Annotated in this window: 4 protein-coding genes; 1 reads left to right on the forward strand and 3 read right to left on the reverse strand. The window is 44.6% G+C overall.

What is annotated here, in order from left to right:
• From G500_RS0110080 to G500_RS0110095, 3 genes are all read right to left on the reverse strand, one after another.
• Positions 1–10257, reverse strand: a 10257-nt coding sequence (locus G500_RS0110080) for a BspA family leucine-rich repeat surface protein (protein ID WP_027002469.1), incomplete at its 3' end; no start/stop codon positions are given.
• 288 nt (positions 10258–10545) lie between these two features.
• Positions 10546–11082 carry an LPS assembly lipoprotein LptE gene (lptE, locus tag G500_RS0110090; RefSeq protein ID WP_027002470.1) on the reverse strand — a complete coding sequence of 179 codons (537 nt, stop codon included), beginning with the start codon at positions 11080–11082 and terminating at the stop codon, positions 10546–10548.
• Positions 11083–11103: 21 nt separating this feature from the next.
• Positions 11104–12477, reverse strand: coding sequence for a sigma-54 interaction domain-containing protein (locus G500_RS0110095; protein ID WP_027002471.1), 1374 nt, complete (start codon positions 12475–12477; stop codon positions 11104–11106).
• Positions 12478–12770: 293 nt separating this feature from the next.
• Between G500_RS0110095 and G500_RS26265 the strand changes: the two genes are divergently transcribed.
• On the forward strand, positions 12771–13583 hold the full coding sequence (locus G500_RS26265) for a DUF697 domain-containing protein (protein WP_086047870.1): 813 nt from the start codon (positions 12771–12773) through the stop codon (positions 13581–13583).
• The last annotated feature ends 206 nt before the right edge of the window (positions 13584–13789 follow it).

Here is a 13789-nt window from a genome sequence, read left to right on the forward strand (position 1 = left end):
TGCACCAGAAGCCAAACCTGCCGTTTGTGAAACCGTCGCGCCTGCACAATTATCCGCAAAGGTAGGCGCAGGATAAGTTACGGCTGCACCACAAACTCCAGCGTCGTTATTGACAGAAATATTTGCAGGGCAGGAGATAGTCGGTGAAATAATATCAACCGTAACGACTACATCAAAAGGCGTTCCTGCACAACCAAAATAGTCAGGTGTAACCGTGTAAGTAACCGTTCCCGAACCTGAAAGCGTTTGGGCAATCGTTGTCCCTGCCCCTGCACTCTGCCCTGTAACTGTACCCGTAGCAGCAACTGTCCAAGAAAAAGTTGCCCCCGCTGGACTACTACTTAATGTGATATTCGTAGTTGCCCCCGAACAGATGGTTTCGGAAGGAGGCGAGGCAGCGTAAGTAACGGCAGGACAACCGACTGTAATTTGATAGTTGCCATCTGCAAAATAACCTGTACCGTCAGTAGCGCGAAGTGTGAAACTGGAAATGCCATTAACCGTTGGCGTACCCGAAATTTCGCCTGTTGTCGGATTTAGGACAAGCCCCGTAGGGAGTGCGCCCGTTTGAACGGCATAGGTAGTTATTGGATTTAGACCCGAAACGGCAACCGTTTGTGTGTAAGCAGCCCCCACAGTTCCGTTGGGCAAAGGTGAAGGCGTGGTAAAGGCAAGCGGAGCGCAAACAATCGTATGCGTATTACCTGCATCTAAAAACCCTATTATATCGCCTACCGAAAAGGAAGCCGCAATGGGTAGCTGCATCAACATATCACGTGTAGGAATTGCTGCATTTGCAACCGAAGTCGTAATCCAGAAATAACCCGTCTGCCCGTCGTTGATGGTTTGTGGCGTGGCTATATTGAGCGAACTGCCCGAAGTTACAATGCCTACTGGTGTAGAGATGGCGGAGGCAGTGGCAAAATCATTTGTTGTATTGTACCAAAGTTGGAAATTTACTAAGTCCGAAACCTGATACGAGCCAGAAGTGGTTAGATTGATAGACTGAAAATCGGTATTGCCCCCTACAACGGCAGCCGAAAACGCATAAATAGGATAGTCGGCTGTTCCCTGTGGCACGTTTGAAGCCGCAAGTGGAATGGTAGTGAGCGTAATTTCAGGTTTTGCAAAGAGCGTGAAAGTTTGTTCTGTACTAAGGTCTAAGGCGTTGGTGGTATAAGTAGGAGGAGGGTCGGAAAAAGTGGTAGTAATACCTGTGTTTTCCCAAAAGCCTGCATTTAGCTTATGCACCTTTGCACCTGCCAAAGTAGAGGAAGGCAAAATTGCAACCTCGCTACTGCCATCTGCCGCCACTTTCCAAATTCCCGAAGCAGGGTTGAATGTACCCGCAGGATTTAGAGGCGCAAGCGGTGTGCTAAATCCTGCTGAGGCTGCACTGCCTGTCGTTCCTACGCGCACCTGCACCATTTCCAAATTTGTACCTACACCGAGTGGGAAAAGGGCAAAATTTAGACTTGTCAAGTTTTGGCGCGTGAGCCTACCTGTCCCTTCTGCAATTACAAAAGAGGCTGCCGTAATGGGAAGCGGTTGAATTTGGTCATTGACGGCTGTATTGGATAAGGTTAGATTATTTGCACCCAAAACGACACGCCCGTCAGTCAGGGTAAGCGTACCCGAAGCAGTAACATTACCCTGCAAAGTTTTCAAAGCTCCACCCTGAATTTCTATGTTTTGATAGTTGGGCGAGGCAAAAACGTTTTGGTCGACATTGCCTGAATAGCGCACAATACTTGTCCCTGCGCTGGTATTGTTGAAGGCATTGAGCGTATTGTTTGCCCCTTTTAGGTCTAAAAGTTGGGTGCTGCCCACTCCTGCATTATGGACAATGATAGAGTTGGCATTACCATTCAAGGTATTATTGACTGTAACGGTAGCATTTCCTATTCCAAAATCAAGGGTTGCGCCGTTGGAATTTTGTAGGTTTAAATCGTTTGTCGTGATAATTGTACCATCTACTAAGGTCAGGGAAGCTGCCCCTGTGGTATTGTCAAAAGCTACATTTTGGGCTGTAATTGTGCCTGCTACTGTATTTCTGCTATTTCGGAAAAATAACTGACGATAGGTAGTAGGCGCAGGGCTTGCTGTGCCACTTTGATAGATGACATCATTCGGATTTGTGTTAAAATCCAAATTCGCTGCCGCCATCTGAATCGGCACATCACTATTGTAGTATAGTGCGGCGTTATTGACAAAATTTCCTGTGCCGTCGATAGTTGCGGTAGCGGTAGCAACTTGAAAGAAAGGCGTATTGTTGGTGAAAATTGCGCCTGCCTCGACAAAAAGTGTTCCGTTGATGTCAATAGCACCAGCAGTGCCTGTCGTGGTGTTGCTTTCGATAGTTAGGTTTTGGAAACTAAAACCGCTTGTGCCTAAGCCTATAATTTGGTGAGTGGCAGGTGCGATATCAGGCATCACAATCGTATGCCCATTGGATAGAAAACCTGAATTTGCCCCATTGGTAGCTCTAAGGTCGCCATAAACGTCTATGCTGGTAGGCGTGACGGTTTCCAAGCCCAATACACCTGCACTTAGGTTGTTTTCTATGGTCGGATAGCTGCGAAGGGCGATTTGATAAGCGGCTGCACCATTGAAGCGGACAATATTAGTAGGCGTTGTGAAGAAGTCGCCGCTTGTACTGGCGATTGCAAGAGCAGCCGTATTTCCGCTTATTTCTAAAATGCCTGTGCCGCCACTATTGAGGATTGTTGTTGTGGCGAGCGTGTGGTTAAGATTCTGCAAATCCAAAGTGCCTGAAAGCGTAATTTGCAAAGGCGCAATGGCAATATCTGCCGTAACAGTGTGGTCTATCACAACATTTGCCCCTGCTGGTGGCACACAATCGCAGCTTGCGCCTCCTAACGCTACCGTCGACCAAGTACCATCGCCAATAGTCGCATCTGTCCAATCGCCATCTTTGCGAGAGTAGTAAACGCCACAGTTGAAAGTATCTCCGTTAATCGTCCAACTTTTAGTACCTACTAAGGTTGTGTTTCTTTGCGTTTGAGCGGCGCAATAAGTACGACCCAAAGCACCTAACGTCACGTTATTAGGCGTACTTGGATTTGTAGCCCAACCGATAAGTGTAGCGTCGTAATTGGCTGTGTTCATGCCGCAATTATCGAGCATATTATTCATATCTACCCCTGCGGTTCTCAAATTCCAACTGCCTAAGTTTTGGTTGAAAGCAGTTGCATTTAGAAACATATTTGACAGGTTTATTACATTGTTTACGTTCCAAGTAGCTAAGTTTTGGTTAAAGCTGCTTGCATTGTAAAACATGAAACTAAGGTCTGCCACGCTGCTTATATCCCAAACTGTTATGTTTTGGTTGAAAATAAAGCAACCCCAAAACATATTTCCCATATTAGTTACGTTGCTAACGTCCCAGTTATCAAGGGGTTGATTGAAGGCGATATTATTGACAAAAAGCCCGTTCATGTTCGTTACACTGCTCACATTCCAACTATTGAGAGGCTGATTAAAAATGTTACAACCCCAGAAGGTATTGCTCATAGTTGTTACGCTGCTAACGTCCCAAGCATCGAGTGGTTGATTGAAATTGCCACAACCCCAGAACATAAAATTTAAGTTTTGAATCGTGCTTACGTCCCAATTATTGAGGTTGCCATTGAATAGGGTTGCGGCGCGAAACATTTGGGCTAAATTGCTGACTCCGCTCAAATCGGGGGCATCGGTGGCGTTGTAAGTTAGATTTCCACAACCCCAAAAAGCGTTTTCCATTGAAGTCCAAGCAATATCCCCCCATTGCTCGATGCTGCGGATTTTTAGTCTATCACCGCCATTATTAAAATAAATACGGGGGAAATCGCCTGTTATAGAAACTGTGTAAGTGCCTGCGGTGGTGTAAGTATGGGTAAAAGGAAAGTCGACATCTGTTAGAACTTCAATGTTGGAATCGCCCCAATCAACAGTAAAGTTGTAGCCAGTGCCATCATGCGGAATGGTAATGCTCTCATTTGCAGCGGTAGTCTGCCACGTCGTAACAAAGGGACTGCCCTCTTTTATACCAAACTCTTTTACGCTTGTATCGAAAAGGTAGGCAGGTAGGCGGTATTCGTCGGAAGCAGGGTAGTCTGTGGTAGGAAGCGGATTCCAAGCGGTGGTGTATTCCTGAATTTTGGAAAAGTTAGGCACAATACCCGCCCCTTGTGGATTGACCAAAACGACATCAGAAGTAGCCCCACTATTTTGGGCAAACCAAGAAGCTGTTCCCGAAGTCAAAGGTGCAGTGGAAGTGCCAAAGCGCACGTTGGCATTGGCTGCCGCATTGCTTAGGCGCAAAGGCTGATATTGAGTATCGCTACCGATAGGGAAAGTAAAATTTGTATTGGCATTTAATAATATAAAGCTACCCAAATCATTTGTTTCTATCCAGCCTGTATTGCGCGTAAGAGCAGCGGCAGTGCCCGAAAAGCCAAAGTCATGCGTATTTAAAGTAAGCCTTCCTTCCTCTAAATGCAATGATTGGGCATTGATAGATTGTGCCAAACCTACGTTTGCGGCGTTGTCGATGGTAAGAAGGGCGAAGTTTGTACCACTCGAACCCCCTATGGTTTGGGCGTTAGTGCCGATAAAACTCACACCAAAAGTATCTGGGTCAAAATTGCCTGCCCCTGCATTATTGGTAAAGTTTCCTATTAGGCTAATATTGCCTAAAAGGGTTTTTACGTTTGCGTTAGTCAAGGTCAAACGTCCATAACTACCCGACGAAGGTGCGAAGATGTTTTGAGCGACAGTACCGTTGTAATTAACAAGGCTATTGGCAGACGAGATAAGTGTGCCATTAAAAGTGTTACCTGTTCCGTTCAAATTGAGGGTATGAGCAACTCCCCCAGTTGACATATCTAAAATTCCCACTCCTATGATGTTTGTGAAATTCAACGTGCGTGCAGTCGCAATAGTAGTAAGTGTGCCTTGTTGGATATTTAGAGTGTTCGTTCCACCAAAGGTGATATTTCCACCCAAAGTAACCGTATTGGCGGCTGCGTCTTTGTCTATTCTTACCTCAAAAGCACCTGTTCCTGCTGTAAAAGGCAAGTTGCCTGTAACCGTTTGGTCATTTGCACCTGCAAAGACTAATCGCGAGTTGGTGTAGTGTTCAAATGCGCCTGCATTATTAAAATCACCTTCCAAAATTAGCTCACCTAAGGCTGCACCGTTATTAGAGGTGAAGCGGAAAAAACCTGCTGTACGTGTGAAATCGCCCCAAACTTCTAAAGCAGTGGAAGCCCCCGCAGGGTTTGCCTGAATGGTAAAGTCGTCCTCTATTATACAATTACCCTCTACTAAGAAATTATTGACGGTAGCTCCACCTCCATTTTTTAAAGTTAGCGAACCTGTACCTACATTAAGTACAGTGAAATTTCCTTTCACCGTGCAGTTTTCATTAACTCCTGCATTAAACAAACTTGTCCCTATGGTCTGACTTGGGGAATCCCAAACCAAATGTCCAAAAGATTGTCCACTGATATTAGTTGGTTGTAAGTTTGTCATACCCGTAACGTGGCAAGTAGAGGTGTTGCCCCAAGTAGCCGTAGGAATGGCACCGCCGTTCCTTGCATGAATGTAGGTAGAGCCATCGGCGAAGGTAAGAGCAGGGGCGGCAGGAATTGTCCCACCTTGATTGCTCACCGTTCCATTAAAAGTGGTAGCAGTAGCAAGGTTAAGCGTTCCTGCCAAAAGATTTATCGTAGAGCCTGCGGTATTGGTAGAAAGCGTAAAGGGGTTGGTATTGCCGTTTTGCAAAGTAAGCACCCCAAAGCCTGTGATGTCAATGGTATTGTTCAAAGCGATGTCGCCCGCACCAGCAACCGTAACTTCGTCTGTGTTTCTAATATAAACTGTCGCATTTGCCACACCCGCAGGCGAACAGTTGCAAGGGTTTGTCCCATCGTTCGACCAATTATTGCTATTCACGTTCCAAGTGGCATTGCCGAGGGTGTAGTAGGTAGTAGGGGGGGAAAAGATGGTAAAATTGCCAGAAGATTCTATGCCAGATGTTGAAAAAGTAGGGTAAGTAACTGTAGAAGGCAGTAATGTCCATGCACCAGCCACCTCTTTGTGTATTCTTCCTGTTGCAATCGCATCTGTAACATTATTAAATGTTATAACATTGCTCGCAGCTACAAATATATCCCACATACCCGCCGTAGGGTTTGTGCCTGTAATGGCAGGACTGATAGGTGTTACAAACCTCACCCTATTGCTACCCGCACCAATATTCATTGTTACTAACCTTTTGGCAGTAGCATCTCCCACAGGAAACTGGGCTGAGGGAAATCCGGCTCCGGGATTTCTCTGAAAACTACCTGTACCATTGGTTTCTATCCAACCTGCACCTGTAATAGCAGCTACAGTAGAGGGGTATAAAATATTACTTGACCCTATCACAAATCTACCTGCCGTAAGTGTTAAGGTTTGGTTTATGGCATAACTAAACGTATTTGTAATAGTAACCGTAGGGGTAGCAGCCGTATTGTTAATGGTCAAATTCCTAAAATTTGTTGCACTACTTCCGCCTATGGTTTGAGGAGAAGTACCACTGAATATGACTGTGCTATTTGCAGCGGCTGCATTGAAACTTGATACATTATGGTTATTGAGCCAATTTCCTTTAAGGTCTAAGGTATTTCCATTCAAATTAAAATTACTTGTGCCTGTATGAGTCAAGGTGAAGTTCCCTTGCACTATCATAGAAGCATTATTATTTTGAGGAACAGTTTGCGAAAAACAAGCCCACTCAAAGTTACCAAACGTCTGCCCCAAACCCGCAGAAATGGCTAAGTTTGTTATGCCCGTAATGCGACAGTTAGAAGTCGCTCCCCAAGTAGCCGTAGGAATGGCACCGCCATTTCTTGCATGAATGTAGGTAGAGCCATCGGCGAAGGTAAGAGCAGGGGCGGCAGGAATTGTCCCACCTTGATTGCTCACCGTTCCATTAAAAGTGGTAGCAGTAGCAAGGTTAAGCGTTCCTGCCAAAATATTTATCGTAGAGCCTGCCGAAGTAGTAAGCGAGGCGATGGCATTGGTGTTACCATTAGTTAAAGTCAGCGTACCATATAGGTCTATGCTATTGCCTGTGGCAATATTAACAGCCAAGGGGACACCTACCACATGCCCACTATTGATGATGACCGTCGCATTTACCTGCCCTACTGGACTGCAATTACAACCTGTTACCCCGTCAGTCGACCAAAAGTTGCTATTCACATCCCAAGTAGCATTGCCCAAAGTATAATACGCCGTAGTAGAAAAAATACCAATCTGGCGTGGTGCGCCTACAAAAGGTACTAAAGCCTCGTAATCAGTAGCAGAAGGGTAGGTAGTTGGGGTTATGGTATTCCAAATAGTACCATCATAAAATGCTATTTCAGACACTCCCACACTTATTGCTCCGCCTATGGGATTCACGATACGAATATTTGAACTGGTAGAACCATTGTTTATCTCCCAAGCCCCTAAGCCGCTATTGGGTACAGCAGGGGTAGGAGTGCGAAAGCGCACCGAAGCATTTGCCACAGCGTTATTGATAATGACAGATTGACGTGCCGCATTACTGCCCACAGGGAAAAGTAAATCTGTTCCAGCCACTGATTTGATAAAAGTACCTGTACCATTGGTATTTACCCAACCGCCAGTTACGATAGGGTCAGCACTGCTATTGTGTGTAAGGGTATTTGTTCCTAATACAATTCTACCGAGTGCTAGTGTTAAATCATTATCTACCACAATAGACCTACTAAGGGTAACAGTAGAGGCAGCCGATTGGTTGATGGTCAAATTATGAAAAGTAGTATTGACACCTCCGCCAATAGTTTGATTAACACCTCCTGTAAAAGAAACTGTGCCTGCCCTTGCCTCAAATGCTCCGTTATTCACCAAACCAAAATTTGCGGCTAAGGGTGCAAATGTAAGTGGATGATTGCTTAGGGTTACATCAAGCGTAGCACCTGTATTTATCGTTAGATTTTGCTGCACCGTAGTTGCACCCGTCAGATTTGCCGTACCCGCGCTGGCTATCACGAGGTTTCGATAGGTAGTAGCAAGTACATCTGCATTTAAAGCTGTGTATTCTACAATATTTCCTGCATTTGTAGAAGCATCAAAAGTAGCAATCGCAGGGGCAAGTACCGCAACGTAACGCAAGCGTGCATTTGTACCATTGACAAAAGAACCGAGTCCTACTAAACGTCCGGTAACGAAAGTACCTGTGCTGTAATTATTTTGTAGCGTAACGCCCGAAGACACATCTAAGCCTATATTGGTAATAAACTGAATTTCTCTTGCAGTACCATTGGCAATCGTAACATTGCTATTGAGCGTACCCGAAGCATTGAAACTGCCGAATACCATATTTGAACCAACAGTAGTAGCTAAATTGGTAATTGTAACAGGATTATTTTCAAAAACATAACTAATACTTTCAACCAAATTAAATTCAATAGCTGCCGCATTATTCGTTATATTGCCTCTGAAACGGAAGGTAGAGTTATTGGCAGCACCTGTTACGCGCAAGGCTCTGTTGTTGGTAAGCGTGCCTCTAAAAGTAGTAGTCCCGCCTGAAGCATTATCCTCAAATGTGCCGCTATTGATGGTATTGCCTCTAATATCGAGGTCGAAATTTTCGGTGAGTAAAGTCCCCCCTGTCTGTATGGTCAAGTCGTTACAAGTCGAATTTGCATTGAGAGTTACAATATGTCCGCAGATGACCACATTATTGTTTTGAGTAGGGATTGCTCCTGAAGACACACCGCCACAAGCATCGACACTCCACGTATTAGGGTCGTTCCAATCCCCATTTTGGCGGGAAAATAAAATAGGGCGATGCAGGTGTACAGATGTTTGATTATTCAAATATCCCACAACAAAATCGGTGTAGCCGTCATTATTGAAATCAGCAGGCACAATATTTATGGTTGCTGTTGTAGTGGTATTTAAAGTAATCGGAGCTTGAAAAGTACCATCTCCATTCCCTATACGTACTCTAACACTTCCCCCGTACTGCGTATAAGCAATATCTGCATTGCCATCTCCATTAAAATCTGCTGCCACGACTCCTCTTGCGTCGGTAGACCCTGTTGGTGTCAAGTTGGTAGGTGTTCCAAAACCTCCTAAACCATCATTAAGCATCAGGAAAACCCCCGCATCAAAATTACCTGAACCTGCCAAATCTATATCTCCGTCATTGTCGAAATCTGCTCCTGAAATGTAAGTACCGTTTTGTCCGTAGCTATAAAAGGTAAAGGCTGGAAAAGTGTTCACTTGCCCTGCACCGTTATTAAAACCTATGTGGCAGCCTGTCCCTTGTGAACCTACTGCTACATCTATATCTCCATCACCGTCAAAATCAGCAAGAAAGACATCAGTAGCATTGGCAATAGTACGGGTATAAGCCGTAAAACTAGCTGCTCCATTGTTAAGAAGTGTAGCAACCCTATTGCCCGTAAAATCTGTACCGACAATATCTATATAACCGTCATTATTCATATCAGCCACCTCGATGCCATTGCGATACGTCCCAATATTTGCTCCCACAGTAAAGCCTCCTGTACCATCACCTAAAAGAATGCGAGTTTCAGTACCAGTACCTCCAGCACCTCCCACAACGATGTCCATATTGCCATCACCGTTGAAATCGGCTGCTGCACCTCTATCACCATCGGTATGTGTAGTAGGCGTGGCAAAACCACCTTCACCATCTCCTAAAAACAACTGCCCCGAACCAGTGGCATAAAAATCCATATTGCCGTCGTTATTAAAATCTGCCACTACATTCGCTCTTGTGTTCTGGCTTGTAGGATAAGAAGTAGCATTATAACGAATATTCTCTACAATAGCATTAGGCGTTTGTGTCGTTCTGAAAAAATAGGGGCTTACCAATAAAGACGAGCCGAAGCGGTTGGAAATATTATTTTCTACATAAATAGGTTCTTGTGAAACTGCCCCCGCAGGCACTTCCACCGTCAGACTCGTAGCCGTCCCCCCAGTAGGAATTACCCTCGCCCCACCAAAATACACTGTATTATTCGTATGCGGCACAGCAAAGTTATTACCATTGATAGTAACAACTGCGCCCACAGCTCCAGAGGTAGGTGCGAAAGAACTTATCGTAGGCACTTGCGCCCTAAGCCAAGACGCGCCTATTGAGGTCAAAAATAAGAGGCTCAAAAAAGAAAAAACAAACTTTTGCAGCAGTAGGGTAGAAAAATTTTTCATAAGTTTGGAGAGGTAGTAAAAAGGCTTTCTATAAAAGCAAAGTACAGACGCTTTTGTTTAGAAAGATAATAGGGTAGTTTTCAACAATCTAAGTTACGTTTTTTTTGCCAAAAAGATGAAAATAGACCTAAAAATCGAAAAAAAAAGCAGGCTCTCACCACAATTTAGAAAGCCTGTTTCTATTTTCTCTTGCTTAAAAGCTAATTTATTTCTAAAAAAAGTAAAAATCATCACAATCCTGCCGCCCCCTGCACCAAAAAGCAAGTCTGCAAAAGGAGCAAGCCCATTTTACCAATTCCCTGCCGTTGCGTTGAATATATCAAAAATAATTCTATCTGAAATGACCTGAATTAAATCATTTTCTACATCGGCAAGGTTTCTATCGGGCGGAAAATCCTCAAATTGTGAAAAAGATTTATTTTCAAAACTTGCCTGCTCATCATAGGCATTGAAATAATTGACACTTAGCGTAATGGTCAGGCGTTGTAAGCCCGCAATCTGGTCGCCCGTAGGAGCAATCGGCGTAACCTCATAACCGCTAATGACGGCATCGAGCTGCATATCGCCTTCGCCCTGCACCAAATTTAATTTGGTGTTGCGAATGTAATAATCTTTTAATTTTTCTGTAAAATTGATAGAAAGACTTGGCGGACCATTACCCGCCTCATTTTCTACCGCCTGAATCGAAATAGTCTTGATTTCGGGATTGAGCGAAGTGCCACTAAAACTAAAAAGCGACACCTGGGCGCAAGCACCCAAAAGCCCCATTAGCAAAACTGCCACAAAGCCCAAAAAGGCGAAGGAAGTATATTTTCTGACCTGCATATCAAAATAAAGCGATAAAGTTTAATCTAATTCGTATTGTTTTATTTTCCGATAAAGGGTGCGCTCGGAAATGCCCAAATCTTGGGCAGCCTGCTTGCGTTTGCCCTTGTGTTTGTCCAAAGCCTTGATAATCAACTCTTTTTCTTTCTTCTCCAAAGAAAAAGAATCCGTTTCGATTGGCTCTTTTTCGCCCTCTGCCTGTGTTTCTGCATAGGCGAAAGCCTCCTCTTTTTCGCCCTGCTTGGTCGCCTCCACGATATTGACATTGCCCACATCTATCGTATCCTCCTCTTCATTTGCGTAGGCAGAAGAGTAGGAAGGCGTTATTTTTTCACCTAAAAAAATAGGCGATTGCGTCAGAGGCGCGTAATTGCCTTGAAAGGCAGCCGCATTGCCGCCCTTGCTTTCTACCTCCTGAAAAAGATGATGATACTGCTGAATCATTGCCGCCGAATTTTTCCCCTGTAAAAGATGCAAGACCAACTGTTTGAGTTCGGTTACATCACGCTTCATATCAAAAAGAATTTTATAGAGTAGTTCTCTTTCTGAAAAGCTATCTTTGCTGCTCTCCTGTGTGAGGGCAGGTAGGCGCGAAGGGGCATTTTTAGGCAAATACTTCGCTAAGGTATCGCCTGAAATGTAGCGATTTTCGCCTTCTAAAACGCACATCTGCTCTACAATGTGTTTGAGCTGACGCACATTACCGGGAAAGGGATACTGCTGCAACGTTTCTTTGGCTTGTGGCTCTAAAACCAAAGGTTTGATGTGGTATTTTTCCGAAAAATCAGAGGCAAATTTTCTAAATAAAAGCTCGACATCTTCGCCACGCTCACGCAAAGGCGGAACGTAAATTGGCACCGTATTCAAACGGTAGTATAAATCTTCGCGAAACTTACCCTTTTCTACCGCCTCTACCAAGCGCACGTTGGTAGCTGCCACTACGCGCACGTTGGTCTTCTCTGCCTTCGAAGAACCTACCTTGATAAATTCCCCATTTTCTAAGACGCGCAAAAGCATCGCCTGTGTTTCTAAGGGCAATTCGCCTACCTCATCTAAAAAGATAGTGCCGCCATTTGCCTCCTCAAAATAGCCCTTGCGCACGCCTGCCGCCCCTGTGAAAGAGCCTTTTTCGTGTCCAAAGAGTTCGGAACTGACCGTACCTTCGGGAATCGCGCCGCAGTTGATGGCGATAAAAGTGTTGTGCTTGCGCGGACTTAGATGATGAATAATTTTAGAAAAAGATTCCTTACCGCTGCCGCTTTCGCCCGTTATCAAAACGGTCATTTCCGTAGGCGCGACCTGCGAAGCCACACGAATCGCCTGATTGAGCAGTGGGGAATTGCCAATGATGCCAAACTTTTGCTTGATAGCCAGTAGCTCTTGTACGTCCTGCAAAGTGATGTTTTATTTTCGTCGGTGAAAATTGGGAAAGATACGCTATTCACACAAAAATACGCTTTTTTTCGCTTAGAATGACAAAACGTCAGTTTTTTTTAAAATTTTAACCTACCCTTGCCTCTTGTTTGCGTTTATACAGAAAAAATGGCGCACTTAGCCTCGCGCTCACGTCCTATCGCCAATTATGCCCCATATTTGCACGTTTTTTTGTACCTTTGATGTGTATCTTTGATGGCGGATAGCTATTTTACCGCCGCCCCATTTTTCCCTACCTTACCTCCCTTCTTGATATGATAGACTACCTGCTTTTCAAACTTCGCGAAAAAATGAAGATGGAAGACGACCGCCAAAAGGCGGATAAAATCATTGAAAATGCCGTTGTCTTGGCGATGGCTTCGGCTTTTATACCTGTGCCTTGGCTCGATATGGCAGCCGTTACGTTGGTGCAGGTAGATATGGTGCGCCGCTTGGCAGAATCAAAAGGCATTGATGCCACTGATGCAACGATAGAGAGCTTGGTCAGTACGCTTTCAGGAGGCTTACTCGCCAAATTAGGCTCACAAGCCCTCAAACTTATTCCGGGCTGGGGTACGATAGCAGGCGGTATCGGCATGGCAGTCTTTTCGGGAGCTTCTACCTACGCGGCAGGCAAGACCTTTGCCTACCACTTTGAAACAGGTGGCGATTTGAGCAACTTCGACACCGAAGCCGTTAAGAAGTTCTACGCCGAACAATTTGAAAAGGGAAAAGACTTTGCCCGCCAAATGAAAGATGATGTAGAAAAAAGAGCCAAAGAAGCCTATCGCGATTTCGAAAAAGAGGGTTTTGATGCCTTCGGAAAAGAAAAAAAGCCCAAAAAAGATTTTGAATTTGAAGAAGCCGACTTTGAAGAAGTAGCTTCCAATCAGAAAGCACAAAACAACCAAAACACAAAGCAGGCACAAAGCCAACAAGCACCTCAAAACGAAGCCCAAACCCCGCCCACAAGCGGACAGAGTGATTTGGTAGCCGAACTCGAAAAATTAGCCGACCTCAAACAGAGAGGCATTTTGAGCGAAGAAGAGTTCCAAAAACTCAAAGCGAAAGTTTTAGAAAAGTTTTAGAAATCACAAAAAAATTTGTAGGGACAGCGCAGTGCGTTGTCCCAAATTAGATTGAACTCAAACGTTTTTTTCAGACCCAGAATAGGCAAAAACCCCCCACCCTGCCCCAGTGATGTTAAGTTCTGTAAAAAATCTTGTTTTGTCAAATTTGACACGAAATAAAATTTGGGTGAAAGACTTTTTTTAGGTCTGAAAGCCCTTTTTTA

It is taken from the genome of Hugenholtzia roseola DSM 9546 (assembly GCF_000422585.1).
Taxonomy (GTDB): domain Bacteria; phylum Bacteroidota; class Bacteroidia; order Cytophagales; family Bernardetiaceae; genus Hugenholtzia; species Hugenholtzia roseola.